We start from the raw sequence: 25060 nt of genomic DNA, 5'->3' as shown, positions 1-25060 counted from the left end.
GGCCCGCAAGCTGGCAAGGCAATTGCTTGAGGGATGGCGGGCAATACCACAGGAGCCGCCATGCTGAGCCGCACCGCTGATCACCTGTACTGGATGGCCCGCTACACTGAGCGCGCGGAGAACACCGCGCGCATGCTGGACGTCAACTACCAGACCGCGCTGCTGCCGCAAGGCACGGAAGCGGCCGAGCAGGGCTGGCGAGCCATGCTCGATATCACCGAGCTGACGCCTTACTATGCCGAGCGCCATGGTGGCCTGAACCATGAAGCGATGATCGCCTTCATGGCCGCTGACGAGAGCCATCACGCGTCGATCCTGTCCTGCCTGCATGCCGCGCGCGAAAACGCCCGCGCGGTGCGAGGCGCGTTGACCACGCCGCTTTGGGAAACGATCAATGCCACATGGCTTGAAGCACGTCAGCTCGTCAGTGACGGCGCGCCGTTGCATGACCCTCCGGCGTTCTTCGAGTGGGTCAAGTTTCGTTCGCACCTCGCGCGTGGGGTGGAGGTTGGCACGATGCTCAAGGACGAAGCGTTCTGCTTCATGCGGCTGGGAACGTTCCTGGAGCGGGCCGACAATACGGCGCGACTGCTCGACGTGAAATTCAGACCTGCCGGCGGGCCTGTTCCGCAGGATGACTCTTATCAGTGGGCAGCCGTGCTTCGGGCCTTGTCAGGCCTGGAGACGTATCGGAAGGTCTACCGCTCGGCCATCACGCCAGAACGGGTGGCGCAGCTTCTGATCGTGAATGCCGCGATGCCGCGTTCGCTGGCGGCCAGCATGCAGGAGGTGGTGGCGATCCTCGCGCAGATTCGGAACCGGCATTCAGCCAATACCGAGCGGCGGGCTGGGCGGCTGCATGCGGAATTGCGATTTGCGCGTATCGACGACATTCTGGCCGTCGGGATTCATGGGTGGCTGGGGGATTTTCTTGGGAAGGTTAGGGAGGTGGGGGAGGGGATTCGGGGGGATTTTCTTTTGGCTTAGAGGTGGGGGATTTGTGGTTGGGATGGGGGTTGTCGTTCTTGGCTCGCGCCGCCGTTTCGCCGGCGTAGCCGGCGAGTCACTTTTTGTCCGAGCGACAAAAAGTAACCAAAAAGCGCGTCGTTGCCGCTGGCCATCAATTCCACGGTGGCAGTGGTTCAAACGGCTTTGGACGCCTGCAATGGTGGTCGGCCGTTCCAACCTGCTACGCCATGTGAGTCAGAACCTGTGCCTCACGCGGCACGACTTTTGGACGATCCCCAAGACGGACTCGGGTACAGCGTTTCAATAAGGTCAGGGGTGGGACGCCTTCGGCTGCGCTGCGCGCACGGCGTCGTCGGGAGGCGAGCTCATCAACGTCGCTGGCGCCCGAGGCGTCCAAGGTCCTTTCTCGACTTCGGCATGCCATGCGCGGGCATCGTCTCCGAGGCGTGGTTTGCCCTGGGCCTGCATGCTCAGACTAGGGCTCTGCGCGCAGCGCAGCCGAAGGCGATCACCCGATATCGCTCGCAGCAGGGGCCACAGACGCTTGCAGGGCTCGTCCAATTAGCGCTGTATTCCCACTCACGGTGGTGCCCCACGCGGCAGGCAGCGTAAATCCCCTCTGAAGCCCATACCCGTACAACACCCCTGGCCCACTACGATAAAAATTCGCCCCTTTGGGGCAACCAAAACGCGTTTTTGGTTACTTTTGTCGCTCGGACAAAAGTGACTCGCCGGCTACGCCGGCGAAACAGCAGCGCACGCCAAGAACGATAGCCGCCTAACCTGTACGAGAAGCCCCCGCCGGCCACGCCGGCGAAACAGCGGCGCATGCCAAGCACGCCGCCGCCATATCACCAAATCCCCTTACCCCAACTTCCTCTTCAACAACTCATTAACCTGCGCCGGATTAGCCTTCCCCTTGGTCGCCTTCATCGCCTGTCCCACCAGCGCATTGAAAGCCTTTTCCTTCCCGGAACGGAACTCTTCCACCGACTTGGCATTGGCCGCCAGCACATCATCGATGATCTTCTCGAGCTCACCGGTATCCGACATCTGCTTCAGGCCCTTGGCCGCGATGATCGCATCCGCATCGCCATCCGATTCACCCGCCCACATGGCCGGGAAGACATCCTTCTTGGCGGTGTTGTTGGACACCGTGCCATCGGCAATACGCGCCAGCAGCTTGGCCAGCTGCGAAGGCTTCACAGGCGCGGCATCAATGCTGATGCCTTCACGGTTGAGCTGCGACGCGACATCGCCCATCAGCCAATTGGCCGCCGGCTTGGCATTGGCCGCACCGACCTCGGCGACAACAGCTTCGAAGTAGCCGGCCATTGCCTTCGACGCAGTCAGCGTGCTGGCGTCATACGCCGACAAGCCATATTGCGAAACGAAGCGCGCCTGCATGGCTGCCGGCAGCTCAGGCAATTCGCCGCGTACGCGGTCGATCCATGCAGCATCGATTTCCAGCGGCATCAGGTCCGGGTCCGGGAAGTAGCGGTAATCGTGCGCATCTTCCTTGGTCCGCATTGCGCGCGTTTCGCCGGTGTCCGGATCGAACAGCACGGTGGCCTGCTGGATCTTGCGGCCATCCTCGATCTCGTTGATCTGCCACTGCACTTCGTATTCGATGGCCTGCTGCAGGAAGCGGAACGAGTTCAGGTTCTTGATCTCGCGGCGCGTGCCGAATTCCTTCTGGCCGACCGGGCGCACGGAAACGTTGGCGTCGCAGCGGAAGCTGCCTTCCTGCATGTTGCCGTCGCAGATGCCCAGCCACACCACCAGCGAGTGCAGGGCCTTGGCATAGGCCACGGCCTCGGCCGCGCTGCGCATGTCGGGCTCGGTCACGATTTCGAGCAGCGGCGTGCCGGCGCGGTTCAGGTCGATGCCGGTCATGCCGGCGAAGTCTTCGTGCAGCGACTTGCCCGCGTCTTCTTCCAGGTGGGCGCGCGTGAGCTGTACAGTCTTCTCGTACACATCGCCCTTCTTGCCTTCGACCTGGATGGTGATGCTGCCGCCCTGCACGACGGGGATTTCGTACTGGCTGATCTGGTAGCCCTTGGGCAGGTCGGGGTAGAAGTAGTTCTTGCGCGCGAAGATGCTGCGCGGCGCGATGGTGGCGCCGATCGCCAGGCCGAACTGGATGGCGCGCTCGACGGCGCCCTTGTTGAGCACGGGCAGCACGCCCGGCAGCGCGAGGTCAACCGGCGAGGCCTGCGTGTTGGGCTCGGCGCCGAAGGCGGTGGAGGTCCCGGAGAAAATCTTGGAGGCCGTCGAGAGCTGCGTGTGCGTTTCGAGGCCGATCACCACTTCCCATTGCATAGCGGTATTCCTGTTCGGTTCTTGGGTTCTGTCTGTTGCGATGGGCCGGCGCGGGCGCCGGTCCGATTGTCTGTATTGCGGATGCGCTCAGGGGTCCGGGCTGGCGAGCCATGAGTCGAGCTGGGCCATGGCGGCGACCCGGGCCACGGCATCGCCGCCGACCGTTACGCCGCGGCCGCCACGCGAGTTGCCTGCGTTGCCTGGCCCGTCGCGGCGCACGTGGAGTTCGCTCGTGCCGTCAAAGCCGTGATAGGCGCCGGGATAGATCTCGAGCCGGAAGCGCGCATTCGGCTGGCGCGCGAGCACCGCGCTCTGCAGCATGGCGCAGCGCGTGGCGGGCGTCCAGTCGTCGGCGCCGCCAATCATCAGCAGCACCGGCGCGCGCAGCCGGAAGGTGTGCTGTTGCACGGCGCGCTTGCAGGCTGGATAGAACGCCACGGCACGCTCCACCGGCGGCGTGTCGGCCGGCCATGCGCGGCTGGCGTCGACGGTGGCCAGTACGGCCTGCGCACCGTTGGACCAGCCGAGCAGCACGATGCGCGAAGCATCGATACCGGGCTGGCGCGCGACCCAGCGCAGCGCCGCCAGTGCGTCGGTGCGGCGTACACGCTCATCCATGCCGCGGGCTTCCGGCGAATCGCCGCACCCGGGCAGCCTGCCGTGCGCCGAAAGGCTGTCCGGCATCAGCACGGCGTAGCCGCGCTCCGCCAGCCATTGCGCGTATTCGCGATAACGCGGCTGCAGCGCGGGCGCGGCGTCCACGGTGCTGTCGGCTGCGTAGTTGCCGGCATTGCCGGCTTCCACGCGGACGGCTTCGGGGCGGGTGCCCAGCAGTCCGTTGCAGCCGTGCAGCGCGACCACGACAGGCAGCGGCTGCGTGCGCGGCGTGCTGCCTTCGCGTGGCACGAACCAGAAGGCGTTGAGCGCCGGCGCCCCTTGTTCGCCAGGCAGCAGCACACGCTGCGCCGGCGTGGCGGTGCGCGTGGCGGGCGGCGTGCGCGTGGTGGCGCCGGGTGTCAGCGCGCTCAGCGGCGCCGTGTTGGCAGGCTGCACCAACGCCGGCGTGGGTGGGGCGGGTGTATGCGCGATCGCAGCGCCGGCCAGCAGCATGCCGGCCACACCGGCCACACCGGCCACGCGCATGGCGAGGCGGTGCAGTCGGTGCGGGCGTTGGCTGGCGGGCGTGGTGCGCATGGCGTATGGCCTCAGCGGGTTTGCGCGCAGGCGCCGGTGCCGGGTTCGAACATCACCGGCCATGCCTGTTCATAGATGCCCGGCGTGCAGCGCTGCTGGCAGTTCGCGTGCGCGAGCGTCACGCGGCGCGGATCCTGCCAGACCATCAGCTTGCAGCCGCTGCCGTCATTGGCGCGCAGCTCGATATGCGGCTTCTTCTGGACCTGGCGGAAATCGGCCAGGTTGAAGCTGCACGAGCCGCGCTTGCCGACCCACAGCTTCCAGGACAGCTGCTGCACACTGTTGTCGGACACGCGCAGCTGGGCGTCCTCGCGGAAGCCATCTTCCTCGGTGCGGCGGCAGTCGCCAACAAGGTCGATATCGCGGGCGGCGATGGGCGTCGGCTTGCCGATGATCGGCAACTGGATGCAGCCGGCCACCGCCGTGGCGAGCGCCACGGCGAGGATCAGCCGGAAGCCTTGCGCAAGCCGTTTCATGCCTTGGCGGGACGGCGCAGGTGCCAGTCGGTGGCCTGCTGGAACGCGTGCGCGGTCTGCAGCAGGCGCGCTTCGTCGAAGTAGTTGCCGATCAGCTGCAGGCCGACCGGCATATTGCCCTCGCCAAAGCCGCACGGCACGCTCATGCCGGGCAGGCCGGCCAGGCTGGTGGACAGCGTGAAGATGTCGGCCAGGTACATCTGCACCGGGTCCGAAGTCTTCTCGCCGAGCTTCCACGCGACCGTCGGCGCGACCGGGCCCATGATCACGTCGCACTGGGCGAACGCGCGCTGGAAGTCGTCGGCGATGATGCGGCGGATCTTCTGCGCCTGCAGGTAATAGGCGTCGTAGTAGCCGTGCGACAGCACATAGGTGCCGACCATGATGCGGCGCTTGACCTCGGCGCCGAAGCCTTCGGCGCGGGACTTCTTGTACATGTCGAGCAGGTCGCGGTACTCGGCCGCGCGGTGGCCGTAGCGCACACCATCGAAGCGCGACAGGTTCGACGAAGCCTCGGCCGGGGCGATCACGTAGTACACGGGAATCGACAGCTCGGTCTTGGGCAGCGAAACCTCGACCAGCGTGGCGCCGAGTTGCTCGTACTGGCGCAGCGCGGCACGCACCGTCTCTTCCACATCGGGCGACAGACCCTTGCCGAAGTACTCGCGTGGCAGGCCGATGCGCAGGCCGGCCAGCGGCTGGCTTTCCGAAGCGCCGGCGCGCGGCTGGCCCAGGTAGCGCGCGAAGTCTTCATCGACGCCGCCTTGCTCGGGCGGGATGCTGGTCGAGTCCTTCGCATCGAAGCCGGCCATGGCGTTGAGCAGCAGCGCGCAATCCTCGGCGGTGTGGGCCATCGGGCCGCCCTGGTCCAGCGAGGACGCGAACGCGATCATGCCGTAGCGCGACACGCGGCCGTAGGTCGGCTTGATGCCGGTGATGCCCGAGAACGACGACGGCTGGCGGATCGAACCGCCGGTGTCGGTGCCGGTCGCGGCCGGTGCCAGGCCCGCGGCCACCGCGGCGGCCGAGCCGCCCGACGAGCCGCCCGGCACGCGGTCGGTATCCCACGGGTTGCGCACCGCGCCGAAGAAGGAGTTTTCGTTGGACGAGCCCATCGCGAACTCGTCCATATTGGTCTTGCCCAGCGTCACCATGCCGGCGGCGGCCATGCGTTCGACTACGGTGGCGTCGAACGGGCTTTCGTAATTGGCCAGCATCTTCGAGCCGGCCGTGGCGCGCCAGCCGCGCGTGACGAACACGTCCTTGTGGGCCACCGGCACGCCGGTCAGCAGCGTGGCCTCGCCGCGCGCGCGGCGTGCGTCGGCTTCGCGGGCCTGGGCCAGCGTGCGCTCGGCGTCGACATGGGTGAAGGCGTTCAGCGCGCCGGCCTGCTCGATGCGGGCCAGGTAGGTGCGGGCGAGTTCCTCGGCGGAAACGGAGCGCGCGGCCAGGGAGTCGGCGAGCTGGCGCAGGGAAGTCACGGAATCAGCGGAAAAGGGCATGACAGTCTGTTGGCATCAGGGGTGGCGTGCTAGGGTGCGGGCGCAATGAGGTAGCGCGCGGGTCATTCGATGACCTTGGGCACCAGGTAGAGGCCATTCTGTGTGGCGGGCGCGGGGCGCTGGTAGTCGTCGCGGCGGTCACTTTCGGTCACGGCGTCGTCGCGCAGGCGCTGCGCCATGTCGCGCACGGTGGCCAGCGGGTGCGCCAGCGGCTCGATGCCGGTGGTATCGACCGCCTGCATCTGCTCGACCAGCGAGAAGAAGTTATTGAGCTGCGCTAGCGTCTGGGACGCCTCTTCATCGCTGGTTTCGATGCGGGCCAGATGGGCGATGCGCTTGACGTCGGAAAGGTCGAGGGCCATGGCGTGGTGGGTACGGGTCGGGTGCAAAAAGGCGCTTGCAGCACTGGCGCCCGAGGCATGCGGCGGGTGCGTCGCGCGGCCCCGGCGGGGTGCCGGAGGGGCGCCCCGGTGTCGTCGGATTAGCAGTTGTTTTCAGGCTGTAACGGCCCGAATCAGCAGGAATTATAAGGTATCATTGCGTGCTCTCGACCTTTGGCAGCGTCCTCGCCACATGCGCGCAGGCGTAGCGCTTCAGGTGAATAATTTGTCACTTTTTCGGCGGGGTCTTCGACTGCCGTTAAACGTGCTTCGGGCTGCACCGGCCGCGCGCCGGCGCGGCGATGTCCGAAGCAGATGGTCTGGGTCCCTCTGATTAGCCCTCCGCCGCATTGCGAAATTTCAGCGATGTGGCACAGACGTGATCTTTTCGCGAACTTTTTCGCGAGGTCTAATCAAAGGTTCCCGTAAGAGCGGTGCGCGGGAGCGCTCCGCGGCGGTTTGCCGGCGCCATCTGGATCAGGTGGCCGATGGCGGGCTGTCCGGTGTCCGGGAAGCCTGACCTTACCCGCATGAATACATTTTGGCCGGCCCGCAGGTGGCGCCGGCCACTTCGCCTACCCGCGAACCCAACAGAAAACAGGATTCCTGATGTTCGGATTTCTCCGCAGCTACTTTTCCAACGACCTGGCCATCGACCTCGGCACCGCCAACACGCTGATCTATATGCGTGACAAGGGCATCGTCCTGGACGAGCCTTCGGTCGTGGCCATCCGCCAGGAAGGCGGCCCCAACGCCAAGAAGACGATCCAGGCTGTGGGCAAGGAAGCCAAGCAGATGCTGGGCAAGGTGCCGGGCAATATCGAAGCCATCCGCCCGATGAAGGACGGCGTGATTGCCGACTTCACCGTCACCGAGCAGATGCTCAAGCAGTTCATCAAGATGGTGCATGACTCGAAGCTGCTGCGTCCGAGCCCGCGCATCATCATCTGCGTGCCGTGCGGCTCGACCCAGGTCGAGCGCCGCGCGATTCGCGAATCCGCCCTGGGCGCCGGCGCCAGCCAGGTGTACCTGATCGAGGAGCCGATGTCGGCCGCAATCGGCGCCGGCCTGCCGGTGTCGGAGCCGTCGGGCTCGATGGTCGTGGACATCGGCGGCGGTACCACCGAGGTCGGCATCATCTCGCTGGGCGGCATGGTCTACAAGGGTTCGGTGCGCGTCGGCGGCGACAAGTTCGACGAGGCCATCGTCAACTACATCCGCCGCAACTACGGCATGCTGATCGGCGAACAGACCGCCGAGGCCATCAAGAAGGAAATCGGCTCGGCCTTCCCGGGTTCCGAAGTCCGCGAGATGGAAGTCAAGGGCCGCAACCTGTCCGAAGGCATCCCGCGCGCGTTCACGGTGTCGTCCAACGAAATCCTGGAGGCGCTGACCGATCCGCTGAACCAGATCGTGTCGGCCGTCAAGATCGCGCTGGAACAGACCCCGCCGGAACTGGGCGCCGACATCGCCGAGCGCGGCATGATGCTGACCGGTGGCGGCGCGCTGCTGCGCGACCTGGACCGCCTGCTGGCCGAGGAAACCGGCCTGCCGGTGCTGGTCGCCGAAGACCCGCTGACCTGCGTGGTGCGTGGCTCCGGCATGGCGCTGGAACGCATGGACAAGCTGGGCAGCATCTTCTCGTACGAGTAAGGCTGCAGGACTGCACGGCGCGATGCACCGCCTGCCGGATCTCTCGATCAGGGCTGCGGAGCAACGCTGCCTCCGCGGGAACGCTCCCGCGGCACCGATTGCCGCCCCGGCATGCCGGGGCGGCAATGTCTTTGCGTGCCAGCCTCTCTCTTCCCTAGCGTCTTCTCTCCCGACAACGCCTGCGCCCGGCTAAATGGATTACTCTCCACCGCCGCTTTTCAAGCAAGGAACTTCGGCTGTCGCGCGCCTGGTCCTGTACGTGGCCATCGCGCTGGCGCTGCTGATCGTCGATGCGCGTTTCAACGCGCTCAGCATCGTGCGCCAGATAGCCGCCACGGTGCTGATGCCCGTGGAGCGCGTTGTGCTGGTGCCGCGCGATGCGTTGCGCACCGTGTTTGACTACGCGCAGTCTTCGGCCACGCTCGCCGGCGAGAACCGCGAACTGCGCCGCAGCGCCGTGGAACAGGCCGAGGCCTCGGTGCGCCAGGCGCAGCTCGAAGCCGAGAACAACCAGTTGCGCAAGCTGCTCGGCTTGCAGCAGCAGTCGGCCACGCCGGTCACGGCGGCGGAAATCCTCTATGACGCGCGTGATCCGTACTCGCAGCGCATCGTGATCGACAAGGGCAGCCAGCAGGGCCTGCGCGCCGGCTACCCGGTGATCGACGAACGCGGCGTGGTCGGGCAGGTGACGCGCGTGTCGCCGTTCCAGTCCGAAGTCACGCTGCTGACCGACAAGGACCAGGCGATTCCCGTGCAGGTGGTGCGCAACGGGTTGCGCAGCGTGGCCTTCGGTGGCGCGCGCGCCGGCCAGCTCGACCTGCGCTTCATGGCCGCGGCGGCTGACCTGCAGCAGGGTGACCTGCTGGTGACGTCCGGCCTGGATGGCACGTACCCGCCGGGCCTGCCGGTAGCCAAGATCGCACACATCGAGCGCAAGGCCGATACCGCGTTCTCGCGCGTGTGGTGCGAGCCGGTGGCCGGCGTGCGTTCGCACCGGCAGCTGCTCGTGGTCCGCTACGACTCGGCCATACCGCCGCGCGAGACCGTCGAAGAGAAGGCCGAAGCGCCGGCCAAGGGTGCCCGCTCGGCGGCTGCGCGTGCCGCCGCGGCCAGCGCGGCGGCGGCGAAGGCCGCATCCGCTCCCGCCGCCAAGGAGGCCCAGTAATGACCAATCCCCAGTACCTGCTGCGCCCGGTGAACCCGGTGTTCATCGCGTTCAGCTTCGTCATGGCCTTCCTGTTCAACCTGATGCCGTGGGGCACTACCCTGTGGATCCCGGACATGGTGGCGCTGGTGCTGGTGTTCTGGAACATCCACCAGCCGCGCAAGGTCGGCATGGGCGTGGCGTTCGCGCTGGGCCTGCTGATGGACGTGCATGACGCGCGCCTGCTCGGCGAGCACGCGGTGGCCTATACGCTGCTGGCCTACTTCGCCATCACCATTCACCGTCGCGTGCTGTGGTTCACGGTCTATACGCAGGCGCTGCACGTGCTGCCGCTGCTGTTCGTCGCACACGCGGTGCCGGTGGTAATCCGCCTGGCCATGGGCGCGCCGCTGCCGGGCTGGCCGCTGTTGCTCGCGCCCGGCATCGAGGCGCTGCTTTGGCCGATGGCCACGGCCGTGCTGCTCGCGCCGCAGCGCCGCTCGGTCGACGTCGACGAGACGCGCCCGATCTGAGCGCGCCCCACGCATCCAACCCGGCAGTACCATGACCGAAATCCGCAACGTCGAACTGGAAATCGGCCGCTTCCGCCTCCGCGTGGCGGCCGCGGCGCTGTTCACGGTGATCTGCTTCGGCTTGCTGTTCACGCGCTTCCTGTGGCTGCAGTGGTACAAGCACGACCAGTACTCGGCTAAGGCCGAGGACAACCGCATCTCGGTCGCGCCGATCGAGCCGAACCGCGGCATCATCATGGACCGCAACGGTGTCGTGCTGGCGCGCAACTACTCCGCCTACACGCTCGAGATCACGCCGTCCAAGCTGACCGATACGCTCGACAACACCATCGAGGCGCTGTCGTCGCTGGTTGATATCCAGGTGCGCGACCGGCGCCGCTTCAAGCGCCTGATGGAGGAATCGCGCAGCTTCGAGAGCCTGCCGATCCGCAGTCAGCTTTCCGATGAAGAGGTCGCGCGCTTTTCCGCGCAGCGCTTCCGCTTCCCGGGCGTGGACGTGCGCGCGCGCCTGTTCCGGCAATATCCGCTCGGGGAATCGGCATCGCACGTGATCGGCTATCTGGGCCGCATCTCGCAGCGCGACCAGGAGCGCATCGAGGCCATGGACGAGGCCAACGATGCGGATGGCGCCAAGTACGACCCCCGCAAGGATGCCGACAACTACAAGGGCAGCAACTACATCGGCAAGATCGGCCTGGAGCAAAGCTACGAGACCGAGCTGCACGGGCTGACCGGCTTCGAGGAAGTCGAGGTGAGCGCGGGCGGCCGGCCGATCCGCACGCTGTCGACCTCGCCCGCCACGCCGGGCAACAACCTGATCCTGTCGCTCGACATCCGCCTGCAGCAACTGGCCGAGGAACTGTTCGGCGACCGCCGCGGCGCGCTGGTGGCGATCGAGCCGTCGACGGGCGACATCCTGGCCTTCGTTTCCAAGCCGACTTTCGACCCGAACCTGTTCGTCGAGGGGATCGACTCCAACACCTGGGGCGAGCTCAACAATTCGCCCGACAAGCCGCTGCTGAACCGCCCGTTGCGCGGGACGTATCCGCCGGGCTCGACCTACAAGCCATTCATGGCGCTGGCGGCGCTGACCACGGGCAAGCGCACGGCCGCGTGGGGCATGCATGACCCGGGTTCGTTCACGCTGGGCAACCACACCTTCCGCGACGACAAGCCGGGCGGCCACGGCTGGGTCGACATGCAGACGTCGATCGTGCAGTCGTGCGACACGTACTACTACGCGCTCGCGCGCGACATGGGCGTCAACGCGATCCATGACTTCATGAAGCCGCTGGGCTTCGGGCAGATCACCGGCATCGACATCGAGGGCGAAAGCCGCGGCATCCTGCCGTCCACGGAATGGAAGCGCAAGGCCTACCGCAAGCCGGAGCAGCAGAAGTGGTATGACGGCGAAACGATTTCGCTGGGCATCGGCCAGGGCTACAACAGCTTCACGATCCTGCAGCTTGCCAACGCGATCTCGATCATCGTCAACAACGGCGCGGCGATGAAGCCTCACCTGGTCAAGGCCGTGGAGGACTCCGTCACGCGCAAGCGCACGCTGACCGTGCCCAAGGAAAGCTACCGTCTGAACTTCAAGCAGGCCGACATCGACGTGATCAAGCGCGCGATGGTGGCGGTGACGCATTCTGGTACTGCCGCGCGTGTGTTCGCCGGCGCCGCCTACGAGTCGGCGGGCAAGACCGGTACGGCCCAGACCTACACGCTTGGCAAAAACGAGAAGTACAACCACCACGCGATCGACGAGCGCAAGCGCGACCACTCGCTCTACACAGCCTTCGCGCCCGCCGACAACCCGAAGATCGCGCTCGCGCTGATCGTCGAGAACGCGGGCTTCGGCGCTGCGGTGGCCGCGCCGATCGCGCGCAAGGTGATGGACTATTACCTGCTGGGCAAGTGGCCCGCCGAACTCGAAGCCTCGGCACCGCCGCCGGCCGAACGTTCGCCGGTCGATACGGCCAGCGTGTTCACCACGGGCCAGACCGCGAGCATCGCCAGCGCGACGGTCATGTCCGGCGGCGCAAGCGCCGTGGCGGCCAGCGCGGTGGGCGCGTCTTCCGTCGTGGCGGCGGCATCGGCGGCGGGGGCGGGCGCCTCCATGGCCGCGGCGCTGGATCCAGCCGCGATTGCACCGGCCTCTGCCGTGCAGACGCTGGACGAACGCATGCTGCAGGCGCTGGGCCACAGCAAGCCGAAGCCCGTTGCGCCGGGACCGGCGTCTGCCCCGGCTGCCGCCAAGGCGCCTGCACCGAAACCCCGCGTCAAGCCCGTTGCTGCCACCCCGGCGACTGGCGCTGACGTCACCCGCTGAAGGAGACGCGCATGGACAAGCGTCGCGTCCTGTCGCTCATTAAAACGGCGTTCACCGGCTTCGACAAGCCGCTCGCGCTGATCGTGTTCCTGTTGTTCGCCACCGGCATCGTGGCGCTGTATTCGGCCGCCATCGACATGCCGGGCCGCGTCGAGGACCAGCTTCGCAACATCCTGCTGTCGTACGTGGTGATGCTGGTGATCGCTTACCTGCCCACGCAGACGCTGATGCGCGTGGCCGTGCCGATCTACACGGTCGGGGTGGCGCTGCTGATCGCAGTGGCCATGTTCGGCCTGATCCGCAAGGGCGCGCGGCGCTGGCTCAATGTCGGCATGGTGATCCAGCCGTCCGAGATCATGAAGATTTCCATGCCGTTGATGCTCGCGTGGTACTTCCAGAAGCGCGAGGGCGTGGTCCGATGGTATGACTTCGTGGTGGCGCTGGTGCTGCTGCTGATCCCGGTCGGCCTGATCGCCAAGCAGCCCGACCTGGGCACCGCGCTGCTGGTGATGGCGGCCGGCGTCTACGTGATCTACTTCGCGGGGCTGTCGTGGCGCATCATCCTGCCGCTGCTGGGCATCCTGGTGGTCGCGGTGACGCTGCTGATCACGTACCAGAACGACATCTGCGCGCCGGGCGTGAACTGGCCGGTGCTGCACGACTACCAGCAGCACCGCGTATGCACGCTGCTAGACCCGACCACCGACCCGCTCGGCAAGGGCTTCCACACGATCCAGTCGATCATCGCGATCGGCTCGGGCGGCGTCGACGGCAAGGGCTGGCTCAAGGGCACCCAGACCCACCTGGAGTTCATCCCGGAAAAGCACACCGACTTCATCTTCGCGGTGTATTCGGAGGAGTTCGGCCTGATCGGCAATGCCATCCTGCTGGTGCTGTACCTGCTGCTGATCTTTCGCGGACTGTTTATCGCGGCCAACGCGCCAACGCTGTTCTCGCGGCTGCTGGCGGGCTCGATCACGCTGATCTTCTTCACCTACGCCTTCGTCAATATGGGCATGGTGAGCGGCATCCTGCCCGTGGTCGGCGTCCCGTTGCCGCTGATGAGCTACGGTGGCACGGCGCTGGTGACGCTGGGCGCGGGTATCGGCATTCTGATGGCGATATCCCGACAGAAACGGCTGATCCAGACGTAATACAGATGGACAAGGGGCGGGGTGAATACCCCGCTTTGCTACACTGCCATCCAAATTTCTCTCGGTTCGAAGCCCATGAACGCCCAAGACGTCGCCGCCTACCTGCAGAGCAATCCCCAGTTCTTCGAAGACCATGCCGAGTTGCTCGCTACCGTGCAGCTCACGAGCCCGCATAGCCACCGCGCAGTGTCGCTGCAGGAGCGGCAGATGGAAATCCTGCGCGAAAAGAACAAGGGACTCGAACTGCGCCTGGCCGACCTGATGCGCCACGGGCACGACAACGACCGCACCCAGCAGCGCATGCACGCGTGGCAACTGCGCCTGCTGGCCGAGCCGGATTCCCACGCGCTGCCCTACGCCGTGCAGGACGGCCTGCAGCAGGTGTTCGACGTGCCCGCCGTGGCGCTCAAGCTGTGGAGCGTGGCCGAGCAGTTCGCCCATATGGAAGTGGTGCAGGGCGCCAGCGATGACCTGCGCTTGTTTGCCGAGGGGCTGCGCGCACCTTACTGCGGCGCCAATGCGGGCTTCGAAGCGGCCAGTCTGCTGGAGCTCGAAGAAGTCGCGTCGATCGCCATGGTCGCGCTGCGCCCGCCCGTCCGCACCGCCGGCGAGGTGCCGGGCGCCGCCTTCGGTTTGCTTGTACTGGGCTCGGCCGATGCGCGCCGTTTCCACGAAGGCATGGGCACGGCTTACCTGACCCAGATCGGTGAAGTCGCCGGCGCCGCGCTGAACCGCCTGCGCGACTGAGTTCTTCTTCCCGATCTCATCCAGTCTTTGCCGCCATGACTGCCGAACCGACGAACGGCACTGCCTCCGACACGGAGGCTCCGGCGGCCGACCCGATCGTCCAACGTTACCTCGCGTGGCTGGAAGGCAGCCGCAAGCTGGCCGACCACACGCTGCGCAGCTATCGGCGCGACCTGACCGTGCTGCAGGCGCATGCGGCAAAGCATGCGCCGGGGTTTGCGCTGCTGGCGCTGCAGACCCGCCATATCCGCGCCTTTGCTGCGCGCATGCATGGCGAAGGACTGGCCGGCACCAGCATTGCCCGCACCTTGTCGGCCTGGCGCGGCTTCTATCTGTGGGCGGCGCAGCACGGACTGGGCGTCCAGGCCAATCCCGTGGACGGCGTGCGTGCGCCGCGCTCCGGTCATCGGCTGCCCAAGGCACTTTCCGTCGAGCATGCCGTGGCGCTCGTGTCCCATCCGGCCGGCACCGACGCCGCCGCGCTGCGCGACCAGGCCGTGTGGGAGCTGTTCTATTCGAGCGGATTGCGCCTGGCCGAACTGGTGCAGCTCGATGTGCGCTATGAAAGGCTCGATGGCTACGAATCGGCCGGCTGGCTCGACATGTCCGGTGCCGAACTGACCGTGACGGGCAAGGGCTCGCGCCGTCGGACCGTCCCCGTCGGAAGCAAGGCGATGGACGCCCTGCGCGCGTGGCTCGGCGTACGCGAGCAGTTGCTGCGCCCCGGCGCCGCGCCGGAAGACGCCAGCGCGCTGTTCCTTGGCGCGCGCGGGCATCGGCTGTCGATGCGCGTGGTGCAGCTGCGGCTCAAGCAGCAGGCGATCCGCGCTGGTGTGCCCGCGGACGTGCATCCGCATATGCTGCGGCATTCGTTTGCCACGCACATGCTGCAATCGTCAGGCGACCTGCGCGCGGTGCAGGAGCTGCTCGGGCATGCGAGCATCGCCACGACGCAGATCTACACCTCGCTCGACTTTCAGCATCTGGCGAAGGTTTATGACAAGGCGCATCCGAGGGCAGGGCGCGCGGCGCCATCGAAAGACGATGCCGACGATGACGAGACGAAGGGCGACTGAGCCCTCAATCCGCCCACTGCGCGAGCACTTCGCGGAACCGGTCGATCTCCGGCAGCAGCCAACCGCGAAACGCCTGAACCTTGGCCGATTCCAGCGCCCCCGGCGCGCATACGAAGTACAGTAGCCACGGGCAGGCAATGCTGACATCGAACAGTCGCACCACCCGGCCCGACAGCAGGTCGTTGTAGGCCAGCGAAGAGCGGATCAGCGTGATGCCCTGGCCTTCCGCCGCCGCCTGCAGCAGCAGTGAGGAATCTTCGAGCAACAGTCCCTTGCGCGGCTCCGGCCAGTCCAGCCCGGCGGCTTCGAACCAGGGCTTCCATGGGTCGCCTTCGCCGCGCAGCAGGTTCAGCCCGGCCAGGTCGCTCGGCTTCTCCGGCAGGCGCCCGCCGTTGAACCCCGGGCTGCAAACCGGAAAGAACACATCGTCGAGCAGCTTTTCCACATACAGGCCCGGGTAGTCGCCGGTGCCCATGCGCAGTGCAATGTCGACCTCTTCCTGGCCGAAGTCCACGAGTGTGTTCGACGACAGCAGCTCGACGTCGAGTTCCGGGTGCCGTTCGATGAAGCTGCCGATGCGCGGCATTAGCCAGCGCGCGGCGAACGACGGCATGGTGCTGATGGTCAGCCGCTTGTCGCGGTTGCCGGACTGCAGCACGCGCGTGGCGTCGGCAATCTGCAGTAGCGCATCGCGGATCCGCTCGGCGTAGAGGCGACCGGGCGGAGTCAGCGCGACACGCTTGCCGTGGCGCTCGAACAGCGGCATGCCCAGTTCTTCTTCGAGCGCGCGGATCTGATGGCTGACCGCGCCGTGTGTGACGAACAGTTCGGTGGCCGCGCGCGAGAAGCTCTCGTGACGGGCCGCCGCCTCGAATGCGCGCAGCGCTGTCAGTGCCGGCAGACGCGGCAATTCACGATGCCAGCCGCGCGGCATGTCCCTTTCCCATGCGCCTTTCCACGCCATGTCGGCCTCCGCTTTGTGAGATTCTTTAACAAGAACCTCCAAAATATATCGTTTTGCCAGTGCGTGGGCAATCACTAGAATTCATTCACCGGCGCCCCAATGCCACTGCGATTTGAACTGGCCTGGCGGGAAAACCAGGCCAGTACCGGTCAAGTGGCATGCTCTCGGCAAGACCGCCGAGGCCGGCAGATAGGAGATCCACCATGCAAGCCCTGCTCACAACGACAGTTTTCACCCTGAGTCCCGGCGAAGTCACCGCGCTGTCCATGCATTCGGCACAGCGCCTCCATGTGGAAGATGCCGGCGGCACCGACCTGTGGATCACACGCGAAGGCGATTCCGAGGACTACTGGCTGCGTTGTGGCGGGAATCTGCTGCTGCGGCGTGGCGATGAAGTGGTACTGAGCATCGACCCGCGCGCCGAACGCGCGGTGCGCCTCGCGCTGATCGCCGAGGCGCGGCGCCCGGTGTTGACGCTGGCGGACCTGCCGCACCTCGTGTATCGCGGACTGCGGCGCCTGGTTCGAGGCACGGAATGGACGCCGGCTGACGACCAGGCCAAGGCAGCCTGAACCCGGAGATGGAGCGCCTGCGCCGCATGCATCACGACTGCGGCTGGTCTGGTCGAGGCCACGTGATGAAGAAGGCCGCCAGGACGCGCCGCGCAAGCTGAAGGATGCTCCATGACCGTGGCAGGGGCCGGCGAAAGCCGGCCCTTTTCGTTACACTCTCGCCATGCATCCGATTCAAGTCATCGAACGGGGCCGCGAAGACTACCAGCCCTGCTTCGAGGCGATGCGCGCCTTCACTGCCGCGCGCACGCCTGAAACGCCTGACCAGGTCTGGCTGGTCGAGCATCCGCCGGTCTACACGCTGGGCCAGGCGGGCGATCCCGCACACCTGCTGGCGCCGGACGCGCACATCCCGATGGTGCAGATCGACCGTGGCGGACAGATCACCTATCACGGTCCCGGCCAGGTGGTGGCCTATCTGCTGCTCGATCTCAAGCGCCGCAAACTGATGGTGCGCGAGCTCGTGAACGATATCGAGCAGGCCGTTCTTGACACGCTCGCGGCGTATAATCTCGCGGCTGAGCGCAAGCCCGGCGCCCCCGGCATCTACCTGTCGGACGGAGCGCACCGGGGTGCCAAGATTGCGGCGCTCGGCCTCAAGATCCGCAACGGCTGCAGCTACCACGGCGTCAGCCTGAACGTGCAGATGGATCTGGCGCCGTTCCTGCGCATCAATCCCTGTGGCTATGCCGGACTGGAAACGGTCGACATGGCCACTGCTGGTGGACGCTGGCAAGACCAGCCTGTGACCGCCGCACAACAAACTGACATCGCGCGGCGCCTGGCGGCGGCATTGTGCGAGGTGCTGGCAGCGCGCGAGGCCCGTGCGCTGGCGGCAGACAAAACTGCCGCCACGCCGGCCCTGGCCTCTTAGTGACAAGCTGACAAGCGAATTGCACGCCATTGCGCGTGCGGAGAAATTTATGAGCGACGCCCTGATCGCCTCCTCCAGCGAAGCCCCCCAATCCCCCGCGGAGCAGTACGATCCGACCCGCAAGCAGAAGTCGGCCGACAAGACCGCGCGCATCCCCATCAAGATCGTGCCGGCCGAAAAGCTCAAGAAGCCGGACTGGATCCGCGTGAAGGCTGCCACGGGCAACTCGCGCTTCTATGAGATCAAGGACATCCTGCGCGCCAACAACCTCGTCACGGTGTGCGAAGAAGCAAGCTGCCCGAACATCGGCGAGTGCTTCGGCAAGGGCACGGCCACGTTCATGATCATGGGCGACAAGTGCACGCGCCGCTGCCCGTTCTGCGACGTCGGCCATGGCCGCCCGGATCCGCTGGATGTGAACGAGCCCGGCAACCTGGCCCGCACCATCGCCCAGCTCAAGCTCAACTACGTGGTGATCACCAGCGTCGACCGTGACGACCTGCGCGACGGCGGTGCCCAGCACTACGTGGACTGCATCAGCCAAACGCGCGAGCTGTCGCCCGCCACCCGCATCGAAGTGCTGGTGCCCGACTTCCGCGGCCGCCTGGACAAGGCGCTGGACATCCTGCAGGTCTCCCCGCCGGACGTCATGAACCACAATATGGAAACCGTGCCGCGCCTGTACAAGCAGGCCCGCCCGGGTGCCGACTATGCGCACTCGCTCAAGCTGCTGCAGGAATTCAAGCGCCGCAACCCGAACGTGCCGACCAAGTCCGGCCTGATGGTCGGCCTGGGCGAGACCGACGAGGAAATCCTCGAAGTCATGCGCGACATGCGCGCGCACGATATCGACATGCTGACCATCGGCCAGTACCTCGCGCCGTCGAACCACCACCTGCCGGTGCTGCGCTACGTGCATCCCGATACGTTCAAGATGTTCGAGGAAGAGGCCTACAAGATGGGCTTCACCCACGCTGCCGTGGGTGCGATGGTGCGCAGCTCGTACCACGCCGACCAGCAGGCGCATCAGGCTGGGTTTGCCTGATTGGATGCTGTTGAGGTGAGGAAGGACGGCCGGGGAAACCCGGCTGTTTTGTTTTTGGGAGGGGGGTTTTGGGTTGGGGTTGAGGTGTCGTTCTTGGCCCGCGCCGCTGTTTCGCCGGCGTAGCCGGCGAGTCACTTTTTGTCCGAGCGACAAAAAGTAACCAAAAAGCGCGTCGTTGCCGCTGGCCATCAATTCCACGGCGACAGGGGTTCAAACGGCTTTGGACGCCTGCGATGGTGGTCGGTCGTTCGACCCTGCTACGCCATGTGAGTCAGAACCTGTGCCTCGCGCGGCACGGCTTTTGGACGATCCCCAAGACGGACTCGGGTACAGCGTTCCATCCAGGTCAGTGGTGGGACGCCTTCGGCTGCGCTGCGCGCACGTCGTAGTCTGGATGCGAGCTCATCAGCGTCGCCGGCGCCCGAGTCCAAATTTCCTTTTTCTGCGCGCATGCGCGGCATCTTCACCCGGGCCTGGTTCGCCCTGGGCCTGCGTGCTCAGACTAGGGCTCTGCGCGCAGCGCAGCCGAAGGCGATTACACGATATCGCTCGCAGCAGGGTCCACAGACGCTTGCAGGGCTCGTTCAATCAGCGCTGTATTCCCACTCACGGTGGTGCCCCACGCGGCAGGCAGCGTAAATCCCCTCTGAAGCCCATACCCGTACAACACCCCTGGCCCACTACGATAAAAATTCGCCCCTTTGGGGCAACCAAAACGCGTTTTTGGTTACTTTTGTCGCTCGGACAAAAGTGACTCGCCGGCTACGCCGGCGAAACAGTGGCGCCTGCCAAGAACCAGACAAGCCCAATTCCCCAAAGAACCTCTTTTGTCGCTCGGACAAAAGTGACTCGCCGGCTACGCCGGCGAAACAGCGGCGCCTGCCAAGAACCAGACAAGCCCAATTCCCCAAAGAACCTCTCTATTAGGGTCAATCCTGAGTGCCGAGGCAACATTTGTTTCGTTATGATGATTCATCGATAAATTGTCGATGAAAAGCTGATGAGTCACATCTAGAGCCATACCGGCCTACACTGATCAGCAGTGTTCCAGCCGGTGTTGCCTCATGACCTCCTGTACCGTCCACCGTCTTGCCGAACAGGCGCTGCTTTATAGCGCGCCGCCGCCGGCCTCGCTCGAGGTCCAGCGCCGTATCTGGGCCATGGCGGCGCGTGCCGCAGACTGGCGCGGCGTGGTGGACGTCGTGCCCGGCATGAACAACCTGACGGTGATCTTCGACGACACGGCCGATGTCGCGGTGCTGGAGCGCAACCTGAAGCTCGCCTGGGCTTCTGGCGAGGCGCGTAACGCGACAGGGCGGCTCGTGGAGATCCCGGTGCGCTACGGCGGCGAGCATGGGCCCGATCTGGCCGATGTGGCCGCGCATACAGGCCTGAGCGCACAGGAAGTCGTGCGCCGTCACAGCGCTGGGGAATACGTCGTGTATTTCCTTGGTTTCCAACCGGGCTTTGCCTACATGGGCGGCCTTGCGCCCGAGCTCGCCACGCCGCGCCGGCGCGAGCCAAGGCTCGCGGTGCCGGCCGGTTCGGTCGGCATTGGCGGCGAGCAGACCGGCATCTATCCGGCCAGTGCGCCGGGCGGCTGGCAACTGATCGGTCGTACCGACGCCGCGCTGTTCGTGGCCGACCGCGACCCGCCTTCCCTGTTCGCCCCCGGCGATACCGTCCGATTTGTTGCCGAGGAGGTCATCGCGTGATCGAGATCATCCGACCCGGTGCGCTGGCCTCCGTACAGGATCTTGGCCGCACCGGCTTTCGCCGCTTCGGCGTCGGACGCTCCGGCGCCATGGACCCGCTGGCGCTGACCCTCGGCAACCGGCTGCTCGGCAATGCGCCGGGCAGTGCCGCCATCGAATTCACGCTCGGCCGCGCGGCCGTGCGCTTTCACGAAGATCTGCGCGTGGCGCTGACCGGCGCCGAGTGCAATGCCAACCTCGACGGCGTGCCGGTGTGGTCGTGGCATGCCTTCGACGTCCGCCGTGGCGAGACGCTGACGCTGCCCCCGACGCGCGGCGGCACGCGCGTCTACCTGTGCGTCGCTGGCGGCATCGACGTGGAGCCCGTGATGGGCTCGCGCAGCACCGACCTGAAAGCAGGCTTTGGCGGGTTTGCCGGACGTGCGCTGCACGACGGCGACCGCCTTGCCGCCGGGAGACCGGGCGTGGTGGAGGGCTCGGACTGGCTCGGCGTGCAGGCCCCAGCGTGGGCGCTGCCGTGCGCCGATGCTGGCAATCCTGTCCCTATCCGCTTGCTGCCCGGCCCCGAGTACGACGATTTCGAACCGGCCGCGCAGGCAGCGCTGTGGGAGTCCGAGTGGACCATCACGCCGAACAGCAACCGCATGGGCCTGCGCCTGCAGGGCCCGGCGCTTGCTCGAAAGGCCGATCGCAGCGCAGACCTGCTTTCGCATGGCGTGGTACCGGGCGTGATCCAGGTGCCGCCGGCCGGCCAGCCGATCGCGCTGATGGCCGATGCGCAGACCACTGGCGGCTACCCGAAGATCGGCGTGGTGATCGGCGCCGATCTGTGGCGCCTGGCGCAGGTGCCGCTCGGCGCGCCGGTGCGTTTCGTGCGCGTCACGCTGGAAGAAGCCGCCAACGCGCAGGCGGCCGTGGACCGCTACCTGCGCCAGATTGACCAGGCCCTGCAATGGCAGGGCGACGGCATGACCATTGCCGCGCGCCGCCGCACCGGCTCGCGCGCCGCAGCCTGAAGGAGTAACGCAATGCAGATCGATTTGAACGCCGACCTTGGTGAAGGCTGCGGCAATGACGAGGCGCTGCTCGCGCTGATCAGTTCCGCCAACGTGGCGTGCGGCTGGCACGCGGGCGATGCCGCCACCATGCTGCGGACCGTGAAGTGGGCGATCGAGAAGGGCGTAGCGATCGGCGCGCACCCGAGCTTCCCGGACCGCGAGAATTTCGGCCGTACCGAGATGCAGCGCGACCCCGAAGCCGTGTACGCCGACGTGCTGTACCAGATCGGCGCGCTGGCTTCCATGGTGCGCGCGCTCGGTGGGCAGCTCCACCACGTGAAGCCGCATGGCGCGCTGTACAACCAGGCCGCGCGCGACCCGGCGCTGGCGGAGGCCATCGTGCGCGCCGTGCGCGATTTCGATTCCGACCTGGTCTTCTTCGGCCTGGCGGGCAGCAAGATGATCGACGTGGCGCGGCAGGCGGGCCTGCGCGTCAAGGAAGAAGTCTTCGCCGACCGCGGCTACAACGCCGATGGCTCGCTCGTCAAACGCGGCACGCCGGGCGCGCTGCATGAAGACGAGGAAGTCGCCCTGAACCAGACGCTGACCATGGTGCGCGAGCAGCGCGTGCGCGCCATCGACGGCAGCTGGGTACCGATCCGCGCCGAAACCGTGTGCCTGCACGGCGACGGCGCCCATGCGCTTGCCTTTGCGCGCCGCATCCGCGAGCGGCTCGGCGCCGAAGGCATTGCAGTCCGCGCCGGCGCGTAGGGCCACCAGCCCTGTGCGCGGCATGTCCCGCGGCCTTCCGCCGTCTGACGGCTGACGGCGGAAGGCCGCTCGCCTCCATCACACTCTATCTGGTGTCTCTTATGGAACAGGCAGTCAACCTCTGGCCCCTCATCGGGGTCGGCGTCATCATCATCGGCTTCGTGCTGCGCTTCAATCCCATGCTGGTGGTGGCGTTGGCCGCCATCGCCACGGGCCTGGCCGCACCGATGCCGGTGATGCAGATCTTCACCGCGATCGGCAATGCCTTCGTCAAGGCGCGCAACCTGCCGCTGATCATCCTGCTGCCGCTGGCGGTCATCGGCCTGCTCGAGCGGCATGGCCTGCGCGAGCACGCGCAGGCGTGGATCGCGCGCATCGCGTCGGCCACGGTCGGCCGCTTGCTGATCGTCTACCTCGGCGTGCGCGAGCTGACTGCTGCGGTCGGCCTGACCAGCCTCGGCGGTCATCCGCAGATGGTGCGACCGTTGCTGGCGCCAATGGCGGAAGGCGCGGCGGAGAACCGCTTCGGCCACCTGCCGGAACCGATCCGGCAGCGCGTGCTGGCATTCTGCGCGGCCACCGACAACGTCGGCCTGTTCTTCGGCGAGGACATCTTCGTCGCGTTTGGCGCCATCGCGCTGATGCACACGTTCCTGCTGTCGTCGAACATCGACGTGGAGCCGCTGCATATCGCCGTGTGGGGCATCCCGACCGCGATCTGTGCGTTCCTGATCCATGCGGTGCGCCTGAGGCGCCTGGACGGCTGGCTCGAACGCGAGCTCGGCGGCAAGGCCGCCGCTGCCAATGTCGCGGCCACCAAGAGCGGGGAGTAAGCCATGATCGTTTCCATCGAGTACCTGTATTGGCTGGCGGGCCTGGTCCTTGCCATCACCGCACTGCTGACCTTTGCCGATCGCGAGCATCCGCGCCGCTTCAGCACAGGCCTGTTCTGGCTGCTGTACGCCATCGTCTTCCTGATCGGTGACCGCCTGCCGCCGGCGGCAGTGGGCATCGGCGCGGTGGTGATGGCGCTGATCGCCGGCTTCGGTGGCGTCGGCCATGGCAAGCACGACACGCTGCCCGAAGAAGAGCGCCGCGCCAGCGCACGCCGTCTCGGCAACAAGCTGTTTGTGCCGGCACTGCTGATTCCGCTGGTGACCGTGATCGGCACCGTGCTGTTCAAGGACGTGAAGATCGCCGGCATTCCGCTGCTCGATCCCAAGAACGTGACCTTCGTCTCGCTCGGCATCGGCTGCCTGATCTCGCTCGGCGTGGTGTGCTGGCTCACGCGTGACACGGTCGCGCAGGGCGTGCGCGAATCGCGCCGTTTGACGGAATCGCTTGGCTGGGCGCTGGTGCTGCCGCAGATGCTGGCCATGCTGGGCCTGGTGTTCGCCGACGCCGGCGTAGGCAAGGCCGTGGCGCACCTGACCACCGCCTACATCAACATGGATTACAAGCTGGTCGCCGTGACGGTGTACTGCGTCGGCATGGCGTTGTTCACGGTAATCATGGGCAATGGCTTCGCTGCATTCCCGGTCATGACCGGCGGTGTCGGCGTGCCGATCCTGGTCGGCATGTTCCACGGCAACCCGGCGGTGATGGCGGCAATCGGCATGTTCTCGGGCTACTGCGGTACGCTGATGACGCCCATGGCGGCGAACTTCAACATCGTGCCTGCGGCGCTGCTGGAACTGGAAGACAAGAATGCCGTGATTCGCGCGCAGGTGCCGACGGCATTGGCGATCCTCGTCGCGAATATCGCGCTGCTGTATTTCCTGATGTAAGCGAGGAGCATTGCCATGCGCACCGTATTGCTCACCGGTTTCGAACCGTTCGAGAACGAGCCGATCAATCCGTCGTGGGAGGCGGTGCGCGCGCTCGATGGCGAACGCATCGGCGATGCCGTCGTCGTCGCGCGCCAGTTGCCGTGTGTGTTTGGTGCGGCGATCGATGCGATGGGCGCGCTGCTGCGCGAACTGAAGCCCGCCATCGCCATTGCGGTAGGGCAGGCGGGCGGCCGCACCGAGATGTCGGTCGAGCGCGTCGCGATCAATGTCGATGATGCGCGTATCGCTGACAACGCCGGCGCGCAGCCCATCGATACCGTGATCGCCGCGAACGGCCCGGCCGCGTACTTCTCCACGCTGCCGATCAAGGCAATCGTGCGCGATATGCGTGCAGCGGGTGTTCCTGCTGCTGTGTCGCAGACGGCGGGGACGTTCGTCTGCAACCACGTGTTCTACGGCCTGATGCACGCGCTGGCCACGCCGGCAGGCGAGGGCGTGCGCGGCGGCTTCATCCACATTCCCTATCTGCCAGAGCAGGCCGCCCGCCATCCGGGGGAGCCCAGCATGTCGCTGGAGTCGATGATCCGCGCCATTCGGCAGGCAGTTGCCACTACGCTGGCAACGGAGGTTGATGTGCGCGAGCAGGGCGGCCAGTTGCACTAAGCGAAGTACTCCGACACCGCCGGGTTTCTCCCCTCTCCCGCTTGCGGGAGAGGGGCCGGGGGTGAGGGCCGGCGTGTCCACGAAGTCCCCCGCAGGCGGTCACACGACCGCTTTCTCCCTCAAGCCACTACTGGCTTAACACCCATCCCTTCCCAATGCGATGGCACTTGCCATCACGTCCCTTGC

The 25060-nt window shown here is 66.3% G+C and carries 23 protein-coding genes; 17 read left to right on the top strand and 6 right to left on the bottom strand.

Annotated elements, in window-relative coordinates; translation table 11 throughout:
* Nucleotides 1–60 precede the first annotated feature (60 nt).
* Nucleotides 61–987 (top strand): alpha-E domain-containing protein, encoded by a 927-nt coding sequence (locus tag KHO41_RS17965; protein ID WP_211954630.1) that lies wholly within the window; start codon nt 61–63, stop codon nt 985–987.
* A gap of 846 nt (nt 988–1833) precedes the next feature.
* On the opposite strand, the gene gatB is transcribed toward KHO41_RS17965, so the two are convergent.
* The 5 genes from gatB to gatC all read right to left on the bottom strand — a co-directional run bounded on the left by gatB (nt 1834) and on the right by gatC (nt 6825).
* On the bottom strand, nt 1834–3291 hold the full coding sequence (gene gatB / locus KHO41_RS17960; RefSeq protein WP_211954629.1) for an Asp-tRNA(Asn)/Glu-tRNA(Gln) amidotransferase subunit GatB: 1458 nt from the start codon (nt 3289–3291) through the stop codon (nt 1834–1836).
* A gap of 87 nt (nt 3292–3378) precedes the next feature.
* Complete coding sequence (locus KHO41_RS17955; RefSeq protein ID WP_211954628.1) at nt 3379–4485, bottom strand: dienelactone hydrolase family protein; 1107 nt, start codon at nt 4483–4485, stop codon at nt 3379–3381.
* An 11-nt stretch (nt 4486–4496) separates the two neighbouring features.
* Nucleotides 4497–4961, bottom strand: coding sequence for a hypothetical protein (locus KHO41_RS17950; RefSeq protein WP_211954627.1), 465 nt, complete (start codon nt 4959–4961; stop codon nt 4497–4499).
* Nucleotides 4958–6463 carry an Asp-tRNA(Asn)/Glu-tRNA(Gln) amidotransferase subunit GatA gene (gene gatA / locus KHO41_RS17945; RefSeq protein WP_211954626.1) on the bottom strand — a complete coding sequence of 502 codons (1506 nt, stop codon included), beginning with the start codon at nt 6461–6463 and terminating at the stop codon, nt 4958–4960. The genes KHO41_RS17950 and gatA overlap by 4 nt, the downstream gene beginning before the upstream one ends.
* A gap of 62 nt (nt 6464–6525) precedes the next feature.
* Nucleotides 6526–6825, bottom strand: a complete 300-nt coding sequence (gatC, locus tag KHO41_RS17940; protein WP_211954625.1) for an Asp-tRNA(Asn)/Glu-tRNA(Gln) amidotransferase subunit GatC — start codon at nt 6823–6825, stop codon at nt 6526–6528.
* A gap of 627 nt (nt 6826–7452) precedes the next feature.
* Here gatC and KHO41_RS17935 point away from each other — a divergent pair.
* From KHO41_RS17935 to xerC, 7 genes are all read left to right on the top strand, one after another.
* Nucleotides 7453–8496 carry a rod shape-determining protein gene (locus KHO41_RS17935; protein WP_011296266.1) on the top strand — a complete coding sequence of 348 codons (1044 nt, stop codon included), beginning with the start codon at nt 7453–7455 and terminating at the stop codon, nt 8494–8496.
* 193 nt (nt 8497–8689) lie between these two features.
* The gene (gene mreC / locus KHO41_RS17930; RefSeq protein WP_211954624.1) at nt 8690–9661 is read left to right on the top strand and encodes a rod shape-determining protein MreC; all 972 of its coding nucleotides are present in this window, start codon (nt 8690–8692) and stop codon (nt 9659–9661) included.
* Nucleotides 9661–10173: a rod shape-determining protein MreD gene (gene mreD / locus KHO41_RS17925; protein WP_211954623.1), complete on the top strand. Its 513-nt coding sequence runs from the start codon at nt 9661–9663 to the stop codon at nt 10171–10173. The genes mreC and mreD overlap by 1 nt, the downstream gene beginning before the upstream one ends.
* A gap of 31 nt (nt 10174–10204) precedes the next feature.
* Complete coding sequence (gene mrdA / locus KHO41_RS17920) at nt 10205–12505, top strand: penicillin-binding protein 2 (protein WP_211954622.1); 2301 nt, start codon at nt 10205–10207, stop codon at nt 12503–12505.
* Nucleotides 12506–12516: 11 nt separating this feature from the next.
* The gene (gene rodA, locus KHO41_RS17915) at nt 12517–13659 is read left to right on the top strand and encodes a rod shape-determining protein RodA (RefSeq protein ID WP_211954621.1); all 1143 of its coding nucleotides are present in this window, start codon (nt 12517–12519) and stop codon (nt 13657–13659) included.
* Nucleotides 13660–13734: 75 nt separating this feature from the next.
* A complete protein-coding gene (locus KHO41_RS17910; RefSeq protein WP_211954620.1) occupies nt 13735–14406 on the top strand; it encodes a DUF484 family protein in 672 nt (223 codons plus the stop codon).
* Between the two features lie 35 nt (nt 14407–14441).
* Nucleotides 14442–15482 carry a tyrosine recombinase XerC gene (xerC, locus tag KHO41_RS17905; protein ID WP_211954619.1) on the top strand — a complete coding sequence of 347 codons (1041 nt, stop codon included), beginning with the start codon at nt 14442–14444 and terminating at the stop codon, nt 15480–15482.
* 4 nt (nt 15483–15486) lie between these two features.
* Here the strand turns inward: xerC and KHO41_RS17900 are convergent, their stop codons facing one another.
* Nucleotides 15487–16446: a transcriptional regulator GcvA gene (locus tag KHO41_RS17900; protein ID WP_211954618.1), complete on the bottom strand. Its 960-nt coding sequence runs from the start codon at nt 16444–16446 to the stop codon at nt 15487–15489.
* A 203-nt stretch (nt 16447–16649) separates the two neighbouring features.
* On the opposite strand from KHO41_RS17900, the gene KHO41_RS17895 reads away from it, so the two are divergent.
* From KHO41_RS17895 to pcp, 9 genes are all read left to right on the top strand, one after another.
* Nucleotides 16650–17018 carry a DUF2917 domain-containing protein gene (locus tag KHO41_RS17895; protein WP_211954617.1) on the top strand — a complete coding sequence of 123 codons (369 nt, stop codon included), beginning with the start codon at nt 16650–16652 and terminating at the stop codon, nt 17016–17018.
* Nucleotides 17019–17181: 163 nt separating this feature from the next.
* A complete protein-coding gene (lipB, locus tag KHO41_RS17890; protein ID WP_211954616.1) occupies nt 17182–17892 on the top strand; it encodes a lipoyl(octanoyl) transferase LipB in 711 nt (236 codons plus the stop codon).
* Between the two features lie 49 nt (nt 17893–17941).
* Nucleotides 17942–18937 (top strand): lipoyl synthase, encoded by a 996-nt coding sequence (gene lipA / locus KHO41_RS17885; protein ID WP_211954615.1) that lies wholly within the window; start codon nt 17942–17944, stop codon nt 18935–18937.
* A gap of 1064 nt (nt 18938–20001) precedes the next feature.
* On the top strand, nt 20002–20652 hold the full coding sequence (gene pxpB, locus KHO41_RS17880) for a 5-oxoprolinase subunit PxpB (RefSeq protein ID WP_211954614.1): 651 nt from the start codon (nt 20002–20004) through the stop codon (nt 20650–20652).
* Nucleotides 20649–21668 carry a 5-oxoprolinase subunit C family protein gene (locus tag KHO41_RS17875; protein WP_211954613.1) on the top strand — a complete coding sequence of 340 codons (1020 nt, stop codon included), beginning with the start codon at nt 20649–20651 and terminating at the stop codon, nt 21666–21668. Before pxpB ends, KHO41_RS17875 begins: the two co-directional genes overlap by 4 nt.
* A gap of 12 nt (nt 21669–21680) precedes the next feature.
* Nucleotides 21681–22421: a 5-oxoprolinase subunit PxpA gene (gene pxpA, locus KHO41_RS17870; protein WP_211954612.1), complete on the top strand. Its 741-nt coding sequence runs from the start codon at nt 21681–21683 to the stop codon at nt 22419–22421.
* Between the two features lie 101 nt (nt 22422–22522).
* A complete protein-coding gene (locus KHO41_RS17865) occupies nt 22523–23254 on the top strand; it encodes a DUF969 domain-containing protein (protein WP_211954611.1) in 732 nt (243 codons plus the stop codon).
* A 3-nt stretch (nt 23255–23257) separates the two neighbouring features.
* Complete coding sequence (locus KHO41_RS17860) at nt 23258–24208, top strand: DUF979 domain-containing protein (RefSeq protein WP_211954610.1); 951 nt, start codon at nt 23258–23260, stop codon at nt 24206–24208.
* A 15-nt stretch (nt 24209–24223) separates the two neighbouring features.
* Nucleotides 24224–24874 (top strand): pyroglutamyl-peptidase I, encoded by a 651-nt coding sequence (pcp, locus tag KHO41_RS17855; protein ID WP_211954609.1) that lies wholly within the window; start codon nt 24224–24226, stop codon nt 24872–24874.
* Nucleotides 24875–25060: the final 186 nt, after the last annotated feature.

It is taken from the genome of Cupriavidus numazuensis (genome assembly GCF_905397435.1).
Taxonomy (GTDB): domain Bacteria; phylum Pseudomonadota; class Gammaproteobacteria; order Burkholderiales; family Burkholderiaceae; genus Cupriavidus; species Cupriavidus numazuensis.
The sequence above is the reverse complement of the archived record's forward strand: the minus strand, read 5'-3'. Positions and strand labels throughout refer to the sequence as shown.

Coding starts and splice junctions, on each gene's coding strand:
- KHO41_RS17965 (WP_211954630.1), top strand. CDS start 61: ATGCTGAGCCGCACCGCTGATCACCTGTACTGGATGGCCCGCTACACT.
- gatB (WP_211954629.1), bottom strand. CDS start 3,291: ATGCAATGGGAAGTGGTGATCGGCCTCGAAACGCACACGCAGCTCTCG.
- KHO41_RS17955 (WP_211954628.1), bottom strand. CDS start 4,485: ATGCGCACCACGCCCGCCAGCCAACGCCCGCACCGACTGCACCGCCTC.
- KHO41_RS17950 (WP_211954627.1), bottom strand. CDS start 4,961: ATGAAACGGCTTGCGCAAGGCTTCCGGCTGATCCTCGCCGTGGCGCTC.
- gatA (WP_211954626.1), bottom strand. CDS start 6,463: ATGCCCTTTTCCGCTGATTCCGTGACTTCCCTGCGCCAGCTCGCCGAC.
- gatC (WP_211954625.1), bottom strand. CDS start 6,825: ATGGCCCTCGACCTTTCCGACGTCAAGCGCATCGCCCATCTGGCCCGC.
- KHO41_RS17935 (WP_011296266.1), top strand. CDS start 7,453: ATGTTCGGATTTCTCCGCAGCTACTTTTCCAACGACCTGGCCATCGAC.
- mreC (WP_211954624.1), top strand. CDS start 8,690: ATGGATTACTCTCCACCGCCGCTTTTCAAGCAAGGAACTTCGGCTGTC.
- mreD (WP_211954623.1), top strand. CDS start 9,661: ATGACCAATCCCCAGTACCTGCTGCGCCCGGTGAACCCGGTGTTCATC.
- mrdA (WP_211954622.1), top strand. CDS start 10,205: ATGACCGAAATCCGCAACGTCGAACTGGAAATCGGCCGCTTCCGCCTC.
- rodA (WP_211954621.1), top strand. CDS start 12,517: ATGGACAAGCGTCGCGTCCTGTCGCTCATTAAAACGGCGTTCACCGGC.
- KHO41_RS17910 (WP_211954620.1), top strand. CDS start 13,735: ATGAACGCCCAAGACGTCGCCGCCTACCTGCAGAGCAATCCCCAGTTC.
- xerC (WP_211954619.1), top strand. CDS start 14,442: ATGACTGCCGAACCGACGAACGGCACTGCCTCCGACACGGAGGCTCCG.
- KHO41_RS17900 (WP_211954618.1), bottom strand. CDS start 16,446: ATGGCGTGGAAAGGCGCATGGGAAAGGGACATGCCGCGCGGCTGGCAT.
- KHO41_RS17895 (WP_211954617.1), top strand. CDS start 16,650: ATGCAAGCCCTGCTCACAACGACAGTTTTCACCCTGAGTCCCGGCGAA.
- lipB (WP_211954616.1), top strand. CDS start 17,182: ATGCATCCGATTCAAGTCATCGAACGGGGCCGCGAAGACTACCAGCCC.
- lipA (WP_211954615.1), top strand. CDS start 17,942: ATGAGCGACGCCCTGATCGCCTCCTCCAGCGAAGCCCCCCAATCCCCC.
- pxpB (WP_211954614.1), top strand. CDS start 20,002: ATGACCTCCTGTACCGTCCACCGTCTTGCCGAACAGGCGCTGCTTTAT.
- pxpA (WP_211954612.1), top strand. CDS start 21,681: ATGCAGATCGATTTGAACGCCGACCTTGGTGAAGGCTGCGGCAATGAC.
- KHO41_RS17865 (WP_211954611.1), top strand. CDS start 22,523: ATGGAACAGGCAGTCAACCTCTGGCCCCTCATCGGGGTCGGCGTCATC.
- KHO41_RS17860 (WP_211954610.1), top strand. CDS start 23,258: ATGATCGTTTCCATCGAGTACCTGTATTGGCTGGCGGGCCTGGTCCTT.
- pcp (WP_211954609.1), top strand. CDS start 24,224: ATGCGCACCGTATTGCTCACCGGTTTCGAACCGTTCGAGAACGAGCCG.